General features: G+C 63.8%; 22 protein-coding genes and 3 tRNA genes. 9 read left to right on the plus strand and 16 right to left on the minus strand.

The window, feature by feature from the left end:
- Positions 1-104 precede the first annotated feature (104 nt).
- Genes ACVOLV_RS12000 through ACVOLV_RS12010 form a run of 3 tightly spaced genes read left to right on the plus strand, consistent with a single transcriptional unit; the run spans position 105 to position 5022 of the window.
- Entirely contained in the window at positions 105-758 is a 654-nt protein-coding gene (locus ACVOLV_RS12000; RefSeq protein WP_481554601.1) for a DUF4126 domain-containing protein, read from the plus strand.
- Positions 755-2593: an EAL domain-containing protein gene (locus ACVOLV_RS12005; protein ID WP_481554611.1), complete on the plus strand. Its 1839-nt coding sequence runs from the start codon at positions 755-757 to the stop codon at positions 2591-2593. Before ACVOLV_RS12000 ends, ACVOLV_RS12005 begins: the two co-directional genes overlap by 4 nt.
- Before the next feature lie 2 nt (positions 2594-2595).
- Positions 2596-5022, plus strand: a complete 2427-nt coding sequence (locus ACVOLV_RS12010) for an ATP-binding protein (protein WP_481554602.1) — start codon at positions 2596-2598, stop codon at positions 5020-5022.
- Positions 5023-5038: 16 nt separating this feature from the next.
- On the opposite strand, the gene bfr is transcribed toward ACVOLV_RS12010, so the two are convergent.
- The 3 genes from bfr to ACVOLV_RS12025 form a co-directional block, all read right to left on the minus strand.
- Positions 5039-5509, minus strand: a complete 471-nt coding sequence (gene bfr, locus ACVOLV_RS12015) for a bacterioferritin (protein WP_303748660.1) — start codon at positions 5507-5509, stop codon at positions 5039-5041.
- 113 nt (positions 5510-5622) lie between these two features.
- On the minus strand, positions 5623-5823 hold the full coding sequence (locus ACVOLV_RS12020) for a (2Fe-2S)-binding protein (protein ID WP_296249808.1): 201 nt from the start codon (positions 5821-5823) through the stop codon (positions 5623-5625).
- 80 nt (positions 5824-5903) lie between these two features.
- Positions 5904-6515, minus strand: a complete 612-nt coding sequence (locus ACVOLV_RS12025) for an RNA pyrophosphohydrolase (protein ID WP_303748659.1) — start codon at positions 6513-6515, stop codon at positions 5904-5906.
- A 118-nt stretch (positions 6516-6633) separates the two neighbouring features.
- On the opposite strand from ACVOLV_RS12025, the gene ACVOLV_RS12030 reads away from it, so the two are divergent.
- From ACVOLV_RS12030 to ACVOLV_RS12040, 3 genes are all read left to right on the plus strand, one after another.
- Positions 6634-6710: transfer RNA gene (locus ACVOLV_RS12030), tRNA-Met, on the plus strand.
- A 26-nt stretch (positions 6711-6736) separates the two neighbouring features.
- Positions 6737-6811, plus strand: a tRNA-Gln gene (locus tag ACVOLV_RS12035).
- Positions 6812-6913: 102 nt separating this feature from the next.
- Positions 6914-6988, plus strand: a tRNA-Gln gene (locus ACVOLV_RS12040).
- 454 nt (positions 6989-7442) lie between these two features.
- On the opposite strand, the gene rpsI is transcribed toward ACVOLV_RS12040, so the two are convergent.
- Together rpsI and rplM are read right to left on the minus strand one after the other, a co-directional pair.
- Positions 7443-7835, minus strand: coding sequence for a 30S ribosomal protein S9 (gene rpsI, locus ACVOLV_RS12045; RefSeq protein WP_303748658.1), 393 nt, complete (start codon positions 7833-7835; stop codon positions 7443-7445).
- 2 nt (positions 7836-7837) lie between these two features.
- Positions 7838-8266 carry a 50S ribosomal protein L13 gene (rplM, locus tag ACVOLV_RS12050; protein ID WP_282273385.1) on the minus strand — a complete coding sequence of 143 codons (429 nt, stop codon included), beginning with the start codon at positions 8264-8266 and terminating at the stop codon, positions 7838-7840.
- Between the two features lie 204 nt (positions 8267-8470).
- Here rplM and coq7 point away from each other — a divergent pair, with 204 nt between their 5' ends.
- The gene (gene coq7 / locus ACVOLV_RS12055; protein ID WP_481554603.1) at positions 8471-9115 is read left to right on the plus strand and encodes a 2-polyprenyl-3-methyl-6-methoxy-1,4-benzoquinone monooxygenase; all 645 of its coding nucleotides are present in this window, start codon (positions 8471-8473) and stop codon (positions 9113-9115) included.
- A gap of 187 nt (positions 9116-9302) precedes the next feature.
- Here the strand turns inward: coq7 and ACVOLV_RS12060 are convergent, their stop codons facing one another.
- Both ACVOLV_RS12060 and speD read right to left on the minus strand, forming a co-directional pair.
- Positions 9303-9617, minus strand: coding sequence for a DMT family transporter (locus ACVOLV_RS12060; protein WP_481554604.1), 315 nt, complete (start codon positions 9615-9617; stop codon positions 9303-9305).
- A 137-nt stretch (positions 9618-9754) separates the two neighbouring features.
- Positions 9755-10549 (minus strand): adenosylmethionine decarboxylase, encoded by a 795-nt coding sequence (gene speD, locus ACVOLV_RS12065; RefSeq protein WP_481514339.1) that lies wholly within the window; start codon positions 10547-10549, stop codon positions 9755-9757.
- Between the two features lie 150 nt (positions 10550-10699).
- Between speD and crp the strand changes: the two genes are divergently transcribed.
- A complete protein-coding gene (crp, locus tag ACVOLV_RS12070; protein ID WP_481554605.1) occupies positions 10700-11389 on the plus strand; it encodes a cAMP-activated global transcriptional regulator CRP in 690 nt (229 codons plus the stop codon).
- Positions 11390-11920: 531 nt separating this feature from the next.
- Complete coding sequence (locus ACVOLV_RS12075) at positions 11921-12682, plus strand: sulfite exporter TauE/SafE family protein (protein WP_296249797.1); 762 nt, start codon at positions 11921-11923, stop codon at positions 12680-12682.
- A 266-nt stretch (positions 12683-12948) separates the two neighbouring features.
- Here the strand turns inward: ACVOLV_RS12075 and ACVOLV_RS12080 are convergent, their stop codons facing one another.
- From ACVOLV_RS12080 to yegS, 9 genes are all read right to left on the minus strand, one after another.
- A complete protein-coding gene (locus ACVOLV_RS12080) occupies positions 12949-13671 on the minus strand; it encodes a haloacid dehalogenase-like hydrolase (protein ID WP_481554606.1) in 723 nt (240 codons plus the stop codon).
- Positions 13668-14462, minus strand: coding sequence for an indole-3-glycerol phosphate synthase TrpC (gene trpC, locus ACVOLV_RS12085; protein ID WP_481545636.1), 795 nt, complete (start codon positions 14460-14462; stop codon positions 13668-13670). The genes ACVOLV_RS12080 and trpC overlap by 4 nt, the downstream gene beginning before the upstream one ends.
- A 51-nt stretch (positions 14463-14513) precedes the next feature.
- Entirely contained in the window at positions 14514-15551 is a 1038-nt protein-coding gene (trpD, locus tag ACVOLV_RS12090) for an anthranilate phosphoribosyltransferase (protein ID WP_481554607.1), read from the minus strand.
- A 13-nt stretch (positions 15552-15564) separates the two neighbouring features.
- A complete protein-coding gene (locus ACVOLV_RS12095; RefSeq protein ID WP_481545638.1) occupies positions 15565-16077 on the minus strand; it encodes a DUF1543 domain-containing protein in 513 nt (170 codons plus the stop codon).
- Entirely contained in the window at positions 16074-16724 is a 651-nt protein-coding gene (locus ACVOLV_RS12100; protein ID WP_481554608.1) for a LysE family translocator, read from the minus strand. Before ACVOLV_RS12100 ends, ACVOLV_RS12095 begins: the two co-directional genes overlap by 4 nt.
- Complete coding sequence (locus ACVOLV_RS12105) at positions 16718-17302, minus strand: anthranilate synthase component II (RefSeq protein ID WP_293705836.1); 585 nt, start codon at positions 17300-17302, stop codon at positions 16718-16720. Before ACVOLV_RS12105 ends, ACVOLV_RS12100 begins: the two co-directional genes overlap by 7 nt.
- A 3-nt stretch (positions 17303-17305) precedes the next feature.
- Positions 17306-18100, minus strand: coding sequence for an SIMPL domain-containing protein (locus tag ACVOLV_RS12110; protein ID WP_481554609.1), 795 nt, complete (start codon positions 18098-18100; stop codon positions 17306-17308).
- A gap of 65 nt (positions 18101-18165) precedes the next feature.
- A complete protein-coding gene (gene trpE / locus ACVOLV_RS12115) occupies positions 18166-19656 on the minus strand; it encodes an anthranilate synthase component I (RefSeq protein WP_296249784.1) in 1491 nt (496 codons plus the stop codon).
- Between the two features lie 185 nt (positions 19657-19841).
- Positions 19842-20771, minus strand: a complete 930-nt coding sequence (gene yegS / locus ACVOLV_RS12120; protein ID WP_481554610.1) for a lipid kinase YegS — start codon at positions 20769-20771, stop codon at positions 19842-19844.
- Between the last annotated feature and the right edge of the window lie 235 nt (positions 20772-21006).

A 21006-nucleotide genomic window follows, 5' to 3' on the forward strand; every position in this document is an offset into this window, starting at 1 on the left:
AAACGACAGCAATGCACACGCGCTTGCACGCTGGCAGCTGGCATTCACTGCAGGCATGCTCGATAGTTGCGATCCTGCTCACAGTACCCCGGCCGGACTCCCCCATGACCGAAGCCCATGTATTCGTCATCGGCATCTTGCTGGCCTGGTTGGCCGGCATCCGTGTCTACCTGACCGTGTTCGGCGTCGGCATGGCCGGGCTGATGGGCTGGGTGGACCTGCCACCCGCACTGCAGGCCACCGAGTCCTGGTGGGTGCTGGGCACCTCCGGCGCCCTGGCCATAGCCGAGTTCTTTGCCGACAAGATCCCGGGCGTGGATTCGATATGGGACCTGCTGCAGACCTTGGCACGGGTCCCGGCTGGCGCCTTCCTCGCCGCCGCCACGTTGTCCCCCAACGGTGAACTGAGTACTGGCGTATTGGCTGCCGGCGCTGGTATCGCGCTGACCAGCCACGGCCTGAAGGCTGGCACCCGTGCCCTGCTCAACACCTCGCCGGAACCCGCCAGCAACTGGGTTGCCTCATTTGCCGAGGACAGCGTGGTGATCGGCGCATTGGCACTGGCACTGGCGCATCCGTGGCTGGCGCTTATCTTCGTACTCAGCGCCAGCATCATCGGCGCACTTGCCGTATGGCTGGTGTGGCGCATGCTGTGGCGTGGGCTCAAACGCCTGCTCGGCACTACTGGTACCGACATCAACGCGCCAGCATCGGCAACGTCATCGCCCGGCGATCGCTCGCTGCCGCCCGCCCCCTGAACCATAATTCACCGATGGCCAGCACCGACACTCCAAACGCACCCGCCCGCCCATTACGCGCGGAAACCCCACCGGCCGATTACTGGCAGCGCTGGAGCGTGCGCAACGCGCCGCCCACCGAGGCAGTGCAGGCGCAGCTCAAGGCCGACGCCGACAGCGGCGCGACCGCCATGGCCAGTGATGTCGGCGATGACACGCCGTACCGGGTGCTGATCGTCGAGGACAACCGCTCGCAGGCCCTGTTCGCCCAGAGCGTGTTGCACGGCGCCGGCATGCAGGCCTTCGTGCAGATGGAAGTGGAAGGCGTGCAGCAGGCCATCAGCGAACACCGCCCCGACCTGATCCTGATGGACCTGCACATGCCGGGTCTCGACGGCATGCGACTGACCGCAATGATCCGCCAGCAGCCGCACCAGCAGCTGCTGCCGATCGTATTCCTGACCGGCGAAGCCGACCCGGACCGCCAGTTCGAAGTGCTCGACTGCGGCGCCGATGACGTGCTGGTCAAGCCGATCCGTCCGCGCCATCTGGTCGCCGCAGTCGCCAACCGCATCCGCCGCAATCGCATGCAGGGCTCGGGCAAGGCCGAGGCCGGCCCGCTGATGAACAACCCCGAGACCGGACTGCCGACCCGCCACAACGTGTTGCAGCAGCTGCGCACCGCCATCGTCGAGCGGCAGCCGGCTGGCCTGATGTTCATCGAGATCGCCAGCGCGCTGGGTCTGCGCGAACGCTACGGCTACGCCAGCTACGAACGCCTGATGGTGCAGGCCGGTCAACGCCTGGCCGAAAACCTGCGCCCGCACCAGCTGGCCCGCCTCAACGACAACAGCTTCCTGCTGCTGAGCCGCGGCATTGAAGAAGCCGCCGTGCCGGCCTTGGCGCAGCAGGTGCGCGATGGCCTGTCCGCGCAGCCGTTTGCACCGCGCGAAGACGAGTCGGTATTCCTGCGCTGCGTGGTGGGCTACGCCACCCTGTCGCAGGACCTCAACGATGCCGATACCGCGCTGGAGGCGGTGGAGCGCACCGCCCTGCAGGCGCGACTGAGCACCACCGGCGTCGCCGCGTATGAAAGCAACGACGTTGCCATCAACAACGAACACCTGGCCCTGCTCGATGGCCAGATCGAACTGGCTTACCAGCCCATCGTCGCCGTCGCCGGCGGCGATACCGCGCAATACCAGCTGTTGCTGCGCCTGCGCCAGAGCAATGGCGCACTGCTGTCAGCGGGCCAGGTGATTCCCGCCGCCGAAGCGGCCGGGCGCATCGCCGACCTTGACCAGCAGGTGGTCGAACACGCACTGGGGCTGCTGCACCTGTACCAGTTCGCGCAGCCGCCGATGCGTCTTTTCATCTCGCAGTCGATGCGCACGCTGTCGCGCAGCGCCTATGCGGAATGGCTGCTCAACGCACTGCGGGAGCGCGAGGTCGCAGGCAACGGCCTGGTCATCGACGTGCGCCTGTCCGATGCACTGGTGCATGCGGTCAGCCTGCAGCAGTTCTGCGCGCAGCTGATGCCGGCCGGCGTGCAGTTCTGCCTGAGCCAGTTCGAGCCCGGCGCCGAAGCCAATGCCTTGCTGACCCAGTTGCCGCTGAGCTTCGTGCGCATGGCCGCCCGCTACGCCGAAAGCCATACCAACCAGAAGCTGCGCGACGAACTGCGCGGCGCGATTGATCTTGCCCACCGCGCCAACCTGCAGATCATCGGCCAGCAGATCGAAGATCCGCAGGCTGCCGCAGCCATGTGGATGGGCGGCATCGACTTCATCCAGGGCAACGTGGTGCAGCGCGCGGGCAGCGAACTCAACTTCGACTTCCAGAACGCGGTGCTGTGAGCATGGCTGCATCGGCGGCTACGCGCGGTTGGGCGCTGCTTGCGGCAGGCTGCGCCGCAGCCAGCTGCGCAGGTGGCTTTGTACCGGCGCTACCCGCCATCGCCACCAGCGCCAGCGCTGGCGCCGCCGCGATCGCCGCGTTGCTGGCGGCAATCAGTGCCGGCCGGCAGGTGCGCCTGGCGCACGCCATGCAACTGCAGATCGAAGAAGGCGTACTGGAGAACAAGCGCCTGCTGGTTGCCGCGCAGGACCACAAGACGCTGGAACAGGCCTTGCTGCAGGCCAAGCAGGCCGCCGAGGCCGCCACCCTGGCCAAGGGCGAGTTTCTGGCCACGATGAGCCATGAGATCCGCACGCCACTCAACGGCATCCTGCCGATGCTGGAGCTGGTCGCACAGGGCCCGCTGAGCCTGGAACAACGCAACATGCTGGACACCGCGACCGACAGCTCGCGGCAGCTGTTCCGCATCGTCGACGACATCCTTGATTACTCCAAGCTGGAAGCGAACCGGCTGGAGCTGGAAATCACCACCTTCAACCTGCGCGAAACCCTGGACGGCATGATGCGGCTGATGCAGCGCGCAGCCGAGCACAAGGGCCTGCGCCTGTCCCTGCTGATCGACCCGGCCGTGCGCCTGTCGGTGCGCGGCGATCCGGTGCGGCTGCGCCAGGTGCTGGGCAACCTGCTGGTCAACGCGATCAAGTTCACCGAACGCGGTGAGATCAACATCCACGTCAAACGCCTGGGCGAAACCGCTGCACAGCACCTGCTGCGCTTCGAAGTCCGCGACACCGGCATCGGCCTGGATGCCGGCCAAGCGCAACGGCTGTTCAATGCCTTCACCCAGGCCGACGCATCCACCACCCGCCTGTATGGCGGCACCGGCCTGGGCCTGGCCATCTGCAAGCGCATCATCGACCTGATGCAGGGCAGCATCGGCGTGCAGTCCGAGCCTCTGCGTGGCTCGGTGTTCTGGTTCGAGATTCCGCTGCTGAAGGTCATTGGTGACCTGCGCCAATCCGAACATCTGCGCAACCGCCAGGTACTGCTGGTTACCCCGGAGCCACGTCTGCGCCAACGCCTGCAGCTGGTGCTGCCGAACTGGGGCTATCAGCCGGTGATCGCCAACAACCTGCAGGAAGCGCTGGAGCGCCTGCGCAAACCCAGCGTCTCCGGGGCCTTCCATGCGGTGATCGGTGACCTGGAACCGCTGCGCAACAGCGCACCGGCGCTGCAGCGCGCGCTTGACCGCATGGATGACAAGCGCCCACGCCTGCTGTGGCTGTACGGCGACGCGCCGATCGCCGACGTAGTGCGCGACGGCGCCACCCTGCTGCCACGGCAGCTACCCGACACCCAACTGCGCAATGCGCTGGCCGAGCCGGTGCAGGTAGCACCGAGCCCGGACCCGACGCTGGCGCTGTGGGGTGAGAATGCACCCGCTGCAGTGGCAACAGCCGCGCCTGCGCGCAGCACTGCACCGGCAAGTGAATTCGTCGGCGCAGCGGATACTGCCGTGGCTACCGCTGCTGTCGCTCCTGCATCAACACGCACAGCTGCCAGCCCGGCCAGCGGTGCAGAACTGGCAGGCATGCAGGTGCTGCTGGTCGAGGACAACTCGGTCAACCTGATGGTCGCGCAGAAGCTGCTCAAGATCCTGGGCTGCGACGTCGACACCGCGGTGAATGGCGCCATCGCCATCGACAAGATGCACGCCAAGCGCTACGACGCAGTGTTGATGGACTGCCAGATGCCGGTACTGGATGGCTTCGCCGCCACCGGCCGCTGGCGCGAGCACGAAGCCAGCACTGCCGCCGACACCCGACTGCCGATCATCGCCATCACCGCCAACGCCATGGCCGGCGACCGCCAGCGCTGCCTGGACAGCGGCATGGACGAATACCTGTCCAAACCCATCTCCCGCCCGCAACTCCTGACCTGCCTGCTGGCCTTCAAGCCGGCATCAGCCGCAACTACCGATCTGGTTAACAGCATGCCCACCACCGACCTCTCCGCCAATGCATTGGCTGCCGCCTCCACCGCACACACCGACGGCATCACCGCCTCGGTACTGGAGCGCAGCGTATTGGACGAACTGTTCGAGATCGCCGGTGAGGAGATCAGCGCCATCATCAGCGTGTTCCTGGAAGAAACCCCGCAGCTGGTGCGGGATCTGCAGGAAGCAGCGGTGATGCCCGATCTGCAGCGACTGGGCCAACTGGCGCATAGCCTGAAATCTTCGAGCGCCAATGTTGGCGTTCTGGCCCTGTCCGAGGCCGCGCGCCGGCTTGAGCATGGCGCGCGCAACGGCACGCTGGAGCGGCCAACGGTGATGGTGGCACTGATCGTGGCCGAGTTCGGCCGTGCGCGCGTGGCGCTGACCGACTACCTGGCCAATCAGCTCGGCCAGGCGCCGGCACCTCACTGATCCGGCAAGCGCCGGATCAGTCTTCGAGCTTGCTGAGCAGGTAGTTCGGCTCGCCGATGCGCTCGATCAGATCAAGCTGGGTCTCCAGCCAATCGATGTGCTCTTCCTCGGAATCCAGGATTTTCACGAACAGCTCGCGGCTGACGTAATCACTGATCGATTCGGCGTAGGCAACCGCGTCGCGCAGCACCGCCGCCGCTTCGCTCTCCAGCGCCAGATCGCACTTGAGGATCTCGGTGGGGTTTTCGCCGATGCGCAGCTTGCCCAGCGCCTGGAAGTTGGGCAGACCTTCAAGGAACAGGATGCGATCAGAAAGCACGTCGGCGTGCTTCATCTCGTCGATCGACTCCTTGTATTCGTGTTCGGCCAGCTCGTTCAAGCCCCAGTTCTTCAGCATCTTGGCGTGCAGGAAGTACTGGTTGATGGCGGTCAGCTCGTTGTAGAGGACCTTGTTGAGGAATTCGATGACCTTGGCGTCGCCTTTCATGGCGCTGACTCCGACTAGAGGAACGAGCGCACTTTACCGGTTGCCGGCAGACAATGAAGGAACGCGAATCGTGATCATTAGCCACCGCCGATGGCGGTGGCAGCAGGGCTGGCTCAGGCAGCCCGCAACAACGGCAGCGGCAGCTCGCGGGTAGCGCGGGCCTGCTCCAGCAGGCCGGCTGCCATGTCCAGGCAGGAACCGCAGTTGGAGCCGCAGCCGGTACGCATGGTCAGCTCGGACACCGTATCGCATCCGGCAAGCGCGGCTTCACGGATCTGGTGATCGGTAACTCCATTGCAGATGCAAACGTACACGGCTTGACGCCCCTGAACCCGGCACGTAGCGGCCGTGTCAGCATTCAATCGCAAATGCGAATGGTTGTCAATTTCGGACGTTAATCATTATTAATCTTCTTCCCGCGCCAGGTTCCCGGGCGTCGCGGACGCTTGCGCGGGCGGTCATGGCCAGCACTGCTGCCTGGCATCCACGCCTCCTGTGCGGACGCAGGCATCGCCTGCACGCCCTGGCCGGCGATACCCCGCGCCAACGGCGCCAAATGCCGCAAGGCGCGTGCGTAAACGCCGCGCTTGAAGATCACCACATGCTCCACCGGGTACCAGAAATCCACCCAGCGCCAGTGATCGAACTCCGGCGTGTCGGTCTCATCAAGACGCACATGCGCCTCGTCGCCAGTCAGCCGCAGCAGGAACCAGACCTGCTTCTGGCCAATGCAGACCTGCTTCTCGGTATGGCGGATGGCCCGCGTGGGCAGGCGGTAGCGAAGCCAACCGGGGGTCGCCCCCAGGACTTCGACGTGTTCAGGCAGCAGGCCGGTTTCTTCCTGCAGTTCGCGATACATGGCCTCGACCGGGGTTTCGTCGGTGTTCATGCCGCCTTGCGGGAACTGCCAGCCATCCCGGCGCACACGTCGTGCCCAGAACACCTGCCCGTCTTCCCGCATCAGCACGATGCCGACGTTCGGTCGATAGCCGTCCGGATCGATCACGATGCGGACTCCTAAAATTTCTACTGTCGGGGACTCTGCCATGGCTGCTGTCATGCCACAAGCAGAGAAAAACCTGTTGACAATATGGCGCAACACCACCAGAATTACCGGCTCCCAAGGCTATGTAGCTCAGCCGGTTAGAGCACAGCACTCATAATGCTGGGGTCGGTGGTTCGAGTCCACCTATAGCCACCATGGGACGCAGGTTTGACCTGCACTACAGCCCCGTCGCCAAGCGGTAAGGCATCTGACTCTGACTCAGACATTCGGAGGTTCGAATCCTTCCGGGGCTGCCAAACACAAAAGGCCTGATCGAAAGATCAGGCCTTTTTTCTATTCCACCCCGCCACAGCCAGGCCAACCAATGGGCCGGATGTGCGATAATCTTCACGCACCATAGCCCCGTCGCCAAGCGGTAAGGCATCTGACTCTGACTCAGACATTCGGAGGTTCGAATCCTTCCGGGGCTGCCATTTAAAAAAGACCAGATCGAAAGATCTGGTCTTTTTTTGTGCCTGGCATTCCAGTTTCTGGATTCCGGGCTTGGGATGAGCAGAGCAAAGACCCAAGAGCCAAAGCACCCCTCCCCAACCCTCCCCTGCGCTACGCGCAAGGGAGGGCGCAAGTGCGGCACTTCCGCGCGCCGGATGCGCATCGGGCACGGCCATCCGCCCCCTCCCTTGCGCACAGCGCAGGGGAGGGGAGGACTTTGGCTTTGGCCGCGCGCCGTCATTCCCGCGCAGGGGGGAATGACGGCATACACCTGAAGCAAATGCCAAGAACAACGAACCAAATGCCAATGCAAATGCCCAAAGGCAACAACCGGGCACCTGGCTCCAAACTCAAACCCCAAAAACGACAAAAGCCCGGCCGAAGCCGGGCTCTTGCTTTCCCAGTGGGATTCCGGAGAACCCCACCCCGAAGCGATTAACGCTTGGAGAACTGGGTGGCGCGACGTGCCTTGTGCAGGCCGACCTTCTTACGCTCGACTTCACGGGCGTCACGGGTCATGAAGCCAGCCTTGCGCAGCTCGGACTTCAGGGTTTCGTCGTATTCGACCAGCGCACGGGCGATGCCCAGACGGATCGCACCGGCCTGGCCGGTGGTGCCGCCACCAGCAGCAGTGACAAGAATGTCAAAGCTTTCGGTGTTCTGGGTCAGTTCCAGCGGCTGACGCACGATCATGCGTGCGGTCTCACGGCCAAAGAACTCGTCCAGCGGACGGCCATTGACGGTGATCTTGCCAGTGCCCTTGCGCAGGAATACGCGGGCGGTCGAGGACTTGCGGCGGCCAGTGCCGTAGTTTTGAGTGATAGCCATGATTAGATATCCAGAACCTGCGGCTGCTGTGCTGCGTGCGGATGCTCAGTGCCTGCATAGACCTTGAGCTTGCGGTACATCTGACGACCCAGCGGGCCCTTCGGCAGCATGCCCTTCACAGCGGTCTCAATGACGCGCTCCGGGTGACGCTCCAGCGCCTGCTCCAGGGTTTCGGTCTTCAGGTTACCGATGTAACCGGTGAAGCGATGGTACTTCTTGTCCTTCAGCTTCTTGCCGGTAACAGCAATCTTGTCGGCATTGATGACGACCAGGTAATCACCGGTGTCAACATGCGGGGTGTAAACCGGCTTGTGCTTGCCACGCAGGCGGCGAGCCAGCTCGGTGGAAAGACGACCCAGCGTCTTGCCGGCGGCGTCAACGAGGTACCAGTCGCGCTGGACGGTCTCGTTCTTTGCAGTGAAAGTGCTCATAAAGAACTCAGGTAGGTCGGGCTGATTGCGGCGAGATGAACCACCGGAACTTTGCCACGCGTTGTGAAGGTAAAACAGAAGAGGCGGAATTGTACTGGCCACAAGCCCCTGGCGCAAGCCAAGCCCTGAACGCCGCCCTGCCCTGGCCTTGGCAGCTTCGCAGCCAGCGGCGAGAATCGGGCATACCCCACTGCACTGCCCGCCATGATCACCGCCCGCGTACATACGCCGCTGGACCACCTGCTGACCGAAGCGCAACGCGCCCTGGATACGGTGTTCGGCAACCCGCCGGCCGCCCGCCCCAACCCGGCTGGCGACACTCCGGAGGTCGTCCTGGAGCCCGCCGAAGCCCGTCACGCGGCCGGGCTGATGCGCATCAACCACGTCGGCGAGGTCTGCGCGCAGGGCCTGTACTTCGGCCAGGCAGCGGTCGCCCGTGACCCGGCCACGCGTGCGCACCTGCTCGACGCCGCACAGGAAGAAACCGATCACCTGAGCTGGTGCGCCGACCGCCTGCGCGAGCTGGACAGCCGCCCCAGCCTGTTCAACCCGCTCTGGTACGCAGGCAGCTATACCATCGGCACCCTGGCTGGCCTGCGCGGCGACGGCTGGAACCTGGGCTTCGTGGTGGAAACCGAGCGCCAGGTGGAAGCGCATCTGGATGAGCACCTGCAGACCTTGCCACCCGCCGACCAGCGCAGCCGCGAGATCCTCAAGGTCATGAAGATCGATGAAGCCCGCCACGCCGAGCACGCCGAACATGCCGGCGCGCGCAAGCTGCCGTTCCCGATCCCGTCGGTGATGGCGCTCGCGTCCAAGGCAATGAAGGCCGTGGCCTACCGGATGTAACGCCCCACATGTAGAGCCGAGCCATGCTCGGCTGGGGCCTTACCGGTTGCGCTTCACCTGTAGTGCCGAGCCATGCTCGGCAGGGGCATTACCGGTAGAGCCCCTGCCGAGCATGGCTCGGCACCACATGACTGGTCTTCTGCATAAGGCCCCTGCCGAGCATGGCTCGGCACTACCCTGACTACCGTCAGCTGACCAGCTTCAGGCCGATCACGCCGGTCACGATCAGGCCGATGCACAGCAGACGTGGCCAGCTGGCGCTGTCGCCGAACATGATCACCCCGGCAATCGCCACGCCAACGGCGCCGATTCCGGTCCAGATCGCATAACCGGTACCGACCGGAATGGTGCGCAGCGCCTGGGTCAGCAGCCACAGGCTGATGCCGGCAAACACCACGGTGAACACACTCGGCCAGAGCCGGGTAAAGCCTTCACTGAACTTCAGGCCCAGCGCGAATCCAATCTCGAACAGGCCCGCAAGCAGCAGGTAAATCCAGGGCATCGCAATTTCCTCTACAAAAAAGACAGCGGCCCGGTGATTTCGCACCGAGCCGCCGTCGACAAACGTCTGCATTGCTGCAGGGCGGGCCGTCCCGCCTGTTTTTGCGCAGATCGGCGTGCCGACCTGCGCGGTTTTGCTTACTCGGCCAGGTTGCGGCCGTGGAACAGCTCTTCGATCTCGCGGCGCAGCAGCGCCTCGATCTTCATGCGTTCCTTGAACGACAGGTTCTTGGCCTTCTCTTCGAACAGGTACTTGTCCAAGTCAAAGTCCTGCAGGTGCATCTTGGTGTGGAAGATGTTTTCCTGATAGACATTGACGTCGAACATCTCGTAACGCGACTTGATGTTCTTGGCCAGGAAGTTCTGGATCGAATTGATCTTGTGGTCGATGTAGTGCTTCTTGCCCTTGATGTCACGGGTGAAGCCACGCACGCGGTAGTCCATGATCACGATGTCTGATTCCAGACTCTCGATCAGGTAGTTCAGCGCCTTCAACGGCGAAATCACGCCGCAGGTTGCCACGTCGATATCGGCGCGGAAGGTAGCAATACCTTCCTGCGGGTGCGTTTCCGGATAGGTGTGCACAGTGATGTGCGACTTGTCCATGTGCGCAACCACGGCATCGGAGATCAACTCCTTGCCGGCCTGCTTCTTGTCGATCACCGGTTCCTCGGAAATGAGAATTGTGACCGAGGCACCCTGAGGGTCGTAATCCTGACGCGCAATGTTCAGGATGTTCGCACCGATGATTTCAGCCACATCGGTGAGGATCTGCGTGAGTCGATCGGCGTTGTATTCCTCGTCGATGTACTCGATATAACGCTGGCGCTCCTCTTCGGTACGCGCATAGCAGACGTCATAAATGTTGAAGCTCAAGGCCTTGGTGAGGTTGTTGAATCCTTGCAACCTCAGGCGAGGCAACGGCTTGACCACGGCGGTCGATCCTGTAGATGGTGGGAAAGGCGGAAGTATGGGGCAAAGTGCCTCCCTGTGATACTTGCACCGTTATGCCCGTTTGCCCCTTATGCTCGGCGTCGTTAAGCTTACTCATTAAGCAAGTTCATCCAAACTGTGAACGCCATCATGAGCCTAGGTAACGCCAACACCGTGTCAAACGTGCGTCTTGCCTCCAGCCCGCTGGCGCTGGATATCGCTACCATCGACCGATTCCTGGCTCACAGCCACCGCCGCCGGTACCCGGCGCGGACCGATGTGTTCCGTCCTGGCGACCCTGCCGGGACCATGTATTACGTGATCAGCGGCTCAGTCAGCATCATTGCCGAGGAAGACGACGACCGGGAACTGGTGCTGGGCTACTTCGGCGCAGGCGAGTTTGTCGGCGAAATGGGCCTATTCATCGAGTCGGACAAGCGCGAAGTCATCCTGCGCACCCGTACCCCCTGCGAGCTGGCCGAGATCAGCTACGAGCGCCTGCACCAGCTGTTCCTGGGCCCACTGTCCGTGGATGCACCCAAGCTGCTGTACGCGATCGGCTCGCAGATCTCCCGGCGCCTGCTGCATACCAGCCGCAAGGCCAGCCGTCTGGCCTTCCTGGACGTGACCGACCGCATCATCCGCACCTTGCACGACCTGTCCAAGGAACCGGAATCGATGAGCCACCCGCAGGGCACCCAGCTGCGCGTTTCCCGCCAGGAGATCGCCCGACTGGTGGGTTGCTCGCGGGAAATGGCCGGCCGCGTACTGAAGAAGCTGCAGGCCGACGGCCTGCTGCATGCCCGCGGCAAGACCGTGGTGCTTTACGGGACGCGGTAGCACCCGCGCTGATACGTATTCACGTATCAACCCCATGGTTTGCGGAGCAAACCATGGGCCCCAGCTCATCAGCTCCCAATTCCCCGCGCCTGCCGGCGCGCCCCCTTTACCAAAGGGGGCTGTCTGGCTTGATTTACCTCGGGAAAGCTCCCTACCTGCGATCCGGTAGCCCGGGTAAGCGGCGCGCGCCCGGGAGTCTTTGCGCGTTGGTGGCTATGCCATCAGACGCCCGCCAATCGATGTGATATCCACCGACTTCCCGGGTGCGCCGCACCTGTTCGCGCTACGGCGTTGAAGTGTGATGTCTGTCGGCGCCGGAAATCTCATTCGCCATTGCGAATTTCCAGGCTATGTCGTGCTCGATGCCACGTCAGGGCGCCATTCCGAGCGCCGTAGTGAATGGTTACTTCGCTGACATAGCTGCGAATTAGCGACCGTTTGGCGCTGATATCGGTCAGGATTCAACCCAAACCATTACTTTCCGATGTAGCTTTCCTTGACCTGCCCTGCCCCGGCCCGCAGGCTTGGCGGATGGAATTTGGCAACGAATTTTACTGGTTCATCCTGATCGGCCTGGGCGCGCAGCTGGTGGATGGCGCGCTGGGCATGGCGTTCGGGCTGATTTCCTCCTCGGTGCTGCTGAGCATGGGGCTGCCGCCTGCGGCAGTCAGCGCCAGTATCCATACCGCCGAGGTGTTCACCACCGGTGCTTCCGGGGTCTCGCACCTGGTCGCAGGCAATGTGGACAAGCGCCTGTTCTTTCGCCTGGCCATACCCGGCGCCATTGGCGGGGCCATCGGCGCCTACGTGTTGACCCAGCTGCCGGGTGATGTCGTGCGCCCGTTCATCTACCTCTACCTGCTGGTCTTGGCGATCTTCATCCTGGCCCGCGCAGCCGGCAAGTTCATGGCCAAGCAGGAAGTGAAGCGGGTGCCGGTACTGGGCTTCTTCGCCGGCCTGCTGGACGCCACCGGCGGTGGCGGCTGGGGGCCGGTGGCTACGTCCACCCTGCTGGCCCGTGGCGGCCAGGCCCGCACCACCATCGGATCGGTCAACGCAGCCGAGTTCGTGGTCACCTTGTCGATCTCGGCAACCTTCCTGCTGTCGATGGGCCTGCAGCACCTGTCCATCGTCGCCGGCCTGCTGGTCGGCGGAATGATGGCCGCGCCGGTGGCCGCGCTGCTGGTGAAGCGGGTCAAGGAGCGCTGGGTATTGATCGCTGTCGGCGTACTGGTGCTGTCGATCAGCCTGTTCCAGATTGGAATGGCGGTGGTGAAGCTGCGCGGAGCTTGAGGCGCTTGAGGCGATATTGCTCTTGATAGCCCCTCTCCCGTTCACGGGAGAGGGGTTGGGGTGAGGGCAGCTTTTGCCTTAAAGCCTTAAAAGCTCCCCTCATCCGCCCTTCGGGCACCTTCTCCCGTAAACGGGAGAAGGGATGTCGGCTTCGGCAGGCCTTGCTGGTGCGTCAAAAGCCCCCTCATCCGCCCTTACGGGTAACTTCTGCCGCAAGCGGGAGAAGGGATGTCGGCAACGGCTGGATCGTTGCCCTCCGCTTTAAATTACCTGGGCAGCGGCTTGCCGCCGCGGCCCGGACAGCCCCAGTTGAGGATCGGGGTGCCGGCCGGCAACACCTTGCCGAAATATTCCACCCGCGAGTGCTTGGGGTTCACCACTACCGGCGCCTTGGCGGCCTTGAGCAGCGGCAGGTCGGCGGTGCTGTCGGAATAGGCGATGGCGATGTCGCCATAACCGCGCTCGCGCAGCATGCGCATCTTTTCTTCGTTGTGGCAGTGGCGGGTGGCGCCCATCGCGCCCATGCGCGGCCCCACTTCGCTGCCGATCACCGGCACGCCCTGCTCGGCCACGAAGGCGAGGATGGCGCGGGCCAGCTCCGGCGGTGCGCCGGTGGCCACGATCACCCGGTCGCCGGCACGACGGTGCGCGGCGAATACCTGCAAGGCATGCGGCAGCAGGTGCTGGCGGATTTCGTCCTCGTGCTTGAGCACGTACTGGTCGATCACCTTGTTGAACTCACGTGCCTGGTGCAGGCCGAAGGTGGCAATCCAGACATAGCCGGAAATTCCGAAGCGCCGGGTCGGCAGCATCGCCACCAACGGCCCCAGCAGCGGCGTGGCGAGAATGGCCACCAGCAGCCGCAGGGGATTGCGCTTGATCAGCCAGGCGAACAGGTGGCTGCCGGAATCGCCGTCGTACAGGGTGTGATCGAAGTCGAAGACGACCAGTTGCGCGTCATCACGCGGGTTCGGGTAGGGATCAGTCATGCCGGGAAGAATAGCTGACGCAGGCCCTCGCCTGGCTCTTCGACGCGCATGAAGGTCTCGCCAACGAGGAAGGCATTGACCCCGGCGCCGCGCATCAACGCCACATCGGCCGGGCCCATGATGCCGCTCTCGGTGACCAACAGGCGGTCGCGCGGCACTGCGTCCTTCATCGACAGCGTGTTCTCCAGCGAGACTTCGAAGGTGCGCAGGTTGCGGTTGTTGATGCCGACCAGCGGCACCGGGACCTGGATGGCGCGCTCCAGCTCGTCGATGTCGTGCACTTCGACCAGCACGTCCATGCCCAGCTGCATCGCCAGGTCGGACAGCTCGGCCAGCTGGCGGTCGTCCAGCGCCGACACGATCAGCAGGATGCAGTCGGCGCCCAGCACACGCGCCTCGACCACCTGGTACGGGTCAATGACGAAATCCTTGCGCAGCACCGGCAGCGTGCAGGCTTCGCGGGCCTGCTGCAGGTAGGCGTCCGCGCCCTGGAAGAAGTCCACGTCGGTCAGCACCGACAGGCAGCTGGCGCCGCCGAACTCATAGCTCACCGCAATGTCGGCCGGGTGGAAATCCGGGCGGATCACGCCCTTGGACGGGCTGGCCTTCTTGACCTCGGCAATCACCGCCGGGTCGCCGTTGGCGATCGCCGCGTTCAGCGCATTGGCAAAGCCGCGTACCGGCGAGGCATCGGCCAGGCGCGCCTTCAACTCGACCAGCGGCACGCGGGCGCTGCGCTCGGCTACCTCCTGCACTTTGCGGGCGAGGATGGTGTTGAGGATGTCGCTCATGGATCTGCTTCCTGGAAGACGGCGCTGCTGACGCGGTTGATTGGGGGATTATCAGGGATTGCCGGCCAATGCGCGGCTGGTGGCGACGTACTGCAGCATCCGCTCGCGGGCGCTGCCGTCGGCAATCACCGCGCGGGCGCGGGCCAGGCCGTCGGCGATGCTGTCGGCGACACCGGCCACATACAGCGCGGCACCGGCATTGAGCGCGACGATGTCGTTGGCCGGGCCCGGCTGGTTATCCAGCACCGCGCGCAGCATGGCGATGGACTCTTCCGGGTTCTCCACCTTGAGGTTGCGGCTGGCCGACATGGCGATACCGAAGTCTTCCGGATGAATCTCATACTCGCGCACCTTGCCGTCGCGCAGCTCGCCAACCAACGTGCCAGCGCCCAGCGAGATCTCGTCCATGTTGTCGCGACCCCACACCACCAGCGCACGCTCGGCGCCGAGCTCGCGCAGCACGCGCGCCTGGATGCCGACCAGATCAGGATGGAACACGCCCATCAGGATATTGGTGGCGCCAACCGGATTGGTCAGCGGGCCGAGGATGTTGAAGATGGTGCGCACACCCATTTCTCGGCGTACCGGCGCGACCACCTTCATTGCCGGGTGGTGCATGGGCGCGAACATGAAGCCGATGCCGGTCTGCTCGATGGCTTGTGCGACCTGCTCGGGCTGCAGTTCGATCACCGCGCCCAGCGCTTCCACCGCGTCGGCGCTGCCGGACTTCGACGACACGCTGCGATTGCCATGCTTTGCGACCTTGGCGCCAGCAGCAGCCACCACGAACATCGAGCAGGTGGAGATGTTGAAGGTATGCGAGCCATCGCCACCGGTGCCGACGATGTCGACCAGATGGGTCCTGTCGGCGACCTGCACCGGGCGCGCGAACTCGCGCATCACCGTGGCCGCGCCAGCAATCTCGCCGACGGTTTCCTTTTTAACGCGCAGGCCAGTGAGGATGGCCGAAGTCATGGTAGGCGAGATCTCGCCACGCATGATCTGCCGCATCAGATCGACCATCTCGTCGAAGAAGATCTCGCGGTGTTCGATGGTGCGTTGCAGGGCTTCCTGCGCGGTGATGGTCATGACAACTCCAGAATCAGGAAATAACGATGTAGTCGCTTTGGCTGTGGATGCCGGCGTGCGCGCCACGTAGCAACTGCACGTGCAGGCCACCGATCGGGCCGACCGGCAGGCAGCTGTCCACTTCCAGCAGGGCATCGCGGTGCGGCTTGATCCACTGCGCCTCGGCCTGCGCCAGCGCCTTGCGCTTGGCCTCGACCGCATCGGCAGCGACCACCAGCAGATAGCGATGCGCTTCGCCGAATTCGCCTTCGACGTAGCCGCCGAGGTTGACGAAGAACAAGGTCGGCGCGTCGGCCGCAGGCGCGTCATCGCAGATGCGCACCTGCCAGTCGTCGACGCCATCGACCGTCATCCATGAATCCAGATGCAGGCCTGCAGCCTCTCCGAACCATTGCTGGCGCAGCTGCGGGTAGGTCTGCTCGATAGTCGGGCCAACCCCGAACACCACGTCATGCACTTCGGTATTGGCGCGCGCATGGCGGCCACCGAGCATCACCACGAACAAGCGGAAATCTTCCAGGCTCACGGCGTCGGCCTCGCGGCAAGTGCCAGACGCAGGCCGAAGCCGATGAACAGCACGCCGGCCAGCTTGTCCAGCCACTGCATGCCACGCGCAGCCCACCGGCTGCTGCGCACACGATCGGCCGCCAACACGTAAGCCGCATTGATCGGCAGCGCATTGACCATGAAGATCAGGCCCAGCAGCGCGAACGCCAACGGCTTGTTCTGCACCGAGGGCGCGATGAACTGCGGCAGGAACGCCAGGAAGAACAGCACCACCTTCGGGTTCAACACATTGGTCAGGAAGCCGCCGGCGAATACCTGCCACCACGAACCGGCACTGCCGCTGCTGGCGGCGATATCGGCCTGCAAGGTCGACTCACCGATGTTGCGCAGCAGGCGCACGCCCACCCACAGCAGATAGGCCGCGCCGATCCACTTGATCACGGTGAACAGCGTTGCCGAGGTCGCCAGCAGCACGCCCAATCCCAGCGACGCCAGCAGCACATGCACCAGACAACCGGCGCTGATGCCAGCGATGGCGGCAAACCCGGCGCGACGGCCACCGCGCAGCGAGCGGCTGATGATGTACAGCACATCCGGGCCCGGCGTGAGGTTGAGCAACCAGCCGGCCAGCATGAACAGCAGCAGCTGACTGGGCTCGATCAACATGTGCGATCCAGGAAGTTCTTCATCAGCGCGTGGCCGTGCTGGGTGAGAATGGATTCGGGGTGGAACTGCACGCCCTCGACCGGGTACTCGCGGTGACGCAGGCCCATGATCTCTTCCATCGAGCCGTCCGGATTCTCGGTCCAGGCGGTGATTTCCAGCGCCGCCGGCAAGGTGTTCTTGTCCACCACCAGCGAGTGGTAGCGGGTGGCCTCGTAGCGGTCCGGCAGGCCGGCGAACACGCCCTTGCCTTCATGCCGGATCGGCGAGACCTTGCCATGCATGATGTTGCTGGCGCGGATCACGTCACCGCCATAGATCTGGCCGATGGCCTGATGGCCCAGACACACACCGAACAGCGGAATGCTCGGACCGAGCTGGCGGATCACCTCCAGCGACACACCGGCTTCGTTCGGCGTCTTCGGGCCGGGCGATACCACGATGTGCGAAGGCTTGAGCGCGGCGATCTCGGCGACGCTCATCGCGTCATTGCGCACCACCTTCACTTCGGCACCCAGCATCTGCAGGTATTGCACGAGGTTGAAGGTGAAGCTGTCGTAGTTGTCGATCATCAACAGCATGATTCAGTTTCCATCGCTAATCAGGAATATGGCGTAGACGTTTTCGGTGTAGGTGATCGGACCAGCTATCAGCTGCTCACCGGGCGATGGTGCGGCATAGCCCACATTGCGACTACCGCTAACCTGTACCCGGTCGAGCGAATCGCCCTCTCTGAGGAAAGTGTCCGCTCTGTTTGCATTCGACCAGCTGCCAGCCTGTACACCGTAGGCAAAGCTGGGGGCAACATCTGAAATCGTGTAAAGGCCGATGATCTTCGCGCCATAGGCATCGGCGAGCCCCTTGGCTGACGCGCGCGTCTGCGCAGCCGCTTCGGCCTTGAGTTCGGCACGCAGCCGCGCTTCACCCGAATACATGGGCTTTGCGGTGCTCACCTGCACTTCGCTGCTGGCATTCAACTCAGCAAGAAACGCCTGCAACTGCTCTGGCTTTTCGAAGGAACCTTCCAGATCACGACTGACGGCGGTGCCCACAAACACTTCTTCATCGTCCTTGTAACGCGTGGATGGCTCGATGCTCAGGTTGTCCATGCGCACCGTCTCGGCAATGGCGCCGTGCTTGGCGAACAAGGCCATGGTCCGCTCCGCATTGGCCTGAACCTTGCGCCGCGCGATATCGGTCTGCATATCCACCGACTCCAGCGCGATCTTCACCACGAAGCGATCCGGCATCACCTTGCGGCTGGCATCACCCTTCACCAACAGATGCGGCTGCGACGGAATGGAGTTGGCCTGCGCCCACGCCTGCGGAACAGCGGCAAACAGCAGCGATGACCACAGCAACATGTGGGGCAACTTCATGCGGCACTCCTTGTCATGGTGAGAGAAACATCTGCATTCGATGAAACCAACGTGCGAAACGCGGCTTACAAGCCCTTCGCCGCCTGCGCAACCGCACGGAACAGCGCGCGGCCCTTGTTCATGGTTTCCTGCCATTCGGCATCGGGGTCGGAGTCATAGACCACGCCGCCGCCGGCCTGCACGTACAGGTAACCGTCCTGGATCACCGCGGTGCGGATGGCGATGGCGGTATCGGCATCGCCGTTCCAGCCGATGTAGCCGACCGCGCCGGAATAGACATTGCGCTTGACCGGTTCCAGCTCGCGGATGATTTCCAGCGCGCGGATCTTCGGTGCACCGCTGACGGTGCCAGCCGGGAAGGTTGCGCGCATCACATCGCTGTAGCTCAGGCCGGCCTTCAAGGTGCCGGTGACTTCGCTGACGATATGCATGACGTGGCTGTAGCGTTCGATCACGAACTGCTCACCCACCTTGACCGTGCCCGGTTCGGCGACACGGCCGACGTCGTTGCGGCCGAGGTCGATCAGCATCACATGCTCGGCACGCTCCTTGGGATCGGCCAGCAGCTCGACTTCCAGTGCCTTGTCCAGTTCCGGCGTGGCGCCGCGCGGACGGGTGCCGGCGATGGGACGCACGGTGACGATGCCATCGCGCAGGCGCGCCAGGATCTCCGGCGAGGAGCCGACCACCTGGGTGCCGCCGACATCGATGAAATACATGTACGGCGACGGGTTCAACGCACGCAGCGCGCGGTAGACATCGATCGGCCGCGCACGGAACGGCACGCGCAGGCGCTGGCTCGGGACTACTTGGAAAATATCGCCGGCACGCACGTATTCCTGCGCCTTGCGCACCACCGCGTGGTATTCCTCGCGGGTGAACGAGGACTGGAAATCCTGCTCGTCGATGGCGTCGGACACCTGCGACTGCGGGTAACCGGCACCGCCCTGACGCAGACGGTGCGCCAGCTCATCGAGGCGACGGTTCGCGCGTGCCCAGGCCTGCGGCTGCGCCGGGTCGGCGTGCACGATCAGGTACAGGCGGCCCTTGAGGTTATCGAACACCGCCAGCTCTTCGGACAGCATCAACAGGATGTCGGGCGTACCAAGTTCATCCGGCTTTTCGCCCGCGCCCAGGTGCGGCTCGATGTACTGGATGCACTCGAAGCCGAACCAGCCGACCAGGCCGCCGGTGAAGCCCGGCAGGCCTTCGAGCTGCGGTACCGAGTACTGCTTGCGCAGTACTTCCACCTCGGCCAGCGGATCGGCTACTTCGCGGCGCTCGACCACTTCGCCCAGCTCGCTGACTTCCAACGTGTGCCCACGGAAGCTGTAGATGCGGCGCGCAGGCATGCCGATGATGGAATAACGCCCGAAGCGTTCGCCGCCTTCGACCGATTCAAACAGGTAGGTGTACGGGCCGTCGGCGAGCTTCAGGTAAACCGAAAGCGGCGTGTCCAGGTCGGACAGCACTTCGCGGACGACGGGTACGAAATTATGCGGGTGTGCGCTGTGGCCTTCAGCGGCCAGCTGCTGGAACTGCTCTTGCGTGATCAAGACGGCTTTCCTTCCGGGAATCGACGATGGCGGTACGGACGACGGCAACGGGCCACCATCGCCACCAGCGGCGAGCGGAAGAAAGGGAACGCTTGGTCGTCAAAATGGGCACCGGGCAACTTTACCGCAAGAACGGCGCCCGGTGTGCATCCGCAACATGATCAGATGCTTGCAGTGGCAACGATTCAGCCGCCCAGCAGCGGTGTTTCCGCCGGCAGGTGCATGCGTACCCGCCCGGCCACACACTGGATATGGAAGCGTCGCGCCTGCAGCGGTTCACCGTCCAGGTTCAGGGTCAGCGGCTGCTCGGACTCGATCCACAGCTCGCGCAGACGCGTCCGTTCAGCCACTTGTTCCAGCGCGGCATGCTTGCCTTCGCTGAACAAGGTGCCGAGGGTGGACATCAGCTCGCCGGACAGCTCCGGGACGATGGTCAGGTCTAACAGTCCGTCATCGAGCAGCGCCTCGGGGCACAGTTGCTGGCCGCCACCGGCCTGTCGACCATTGCCGACACCAAGTGCGATGAAGCCGCCCTGCCACTCGAATTCCTCGCCACGGATACGTGCCTGGATCGGCTCGATCCGGCCCAGCTTGCCGATGCCGGTGATGACGTAGGCCAGACCGCCGAGCATCTTCTTCAGGCCTTCGTGGGTTTCCACCGTCACTTCGGTACCAAAGCCACCGCTGGCCAGATTGGCGCACCAGTGCACCTTGCCGTCACCTTCCACACGCAGCAGATCGATGGGGCGCGCCTGCGTCTGTGCAGGCAGCTGCAATGCCTGCAACGGTTCGACCGGAATGCCGGCAGCGGTGGCGAAGTCGTTGGCGGTGCCCAATGGCAGCAAGGCCAATGCCGGCAATCGCGACGCATCCTGCCCGGTGTGCGCCAGCGCCTCGGCCACTTCGCTCAAGGTGCCGTCGCCGCCGCCAGCGATCAGCAGCTGCGCCTGCGCGGCGATGGCTTCGCGTACATAGCGTTCGGCGTCGCCTGCTTCCCAGGTCACCCGCACCTTGAGGTCCTGCCCCTGCCCGCGCAGCTGGGTCACCGCTGCACGCACGGCATCGTCGCCAGCGGACTTGCCATTGAGGATCAGGTAACAGGGGGCTTGGTGCATGCGCTTCTCCATTGAAGGCGCGCAGCCTAGCAAGTGGATTGCTGCGCCCGGGTGAATGTCACTGTGTTGTCACAGCGCATGCGGAGAATGAAAGGCCATAGCAAGGACGACGGATGGAGGCAGGATCAGCCTCCGGCATATTCCCCGGCCGCGACGGCAACGTCGCGGCTTTTTTTTTGCTTCACCTGTAGTGCCGAGCCATGCTCGGCTGGGGCATTACCGATAGAGCCTCTGC

The organism is Stenotrophomonas sp. STEN023 (genome assembly GCF_056760135.1).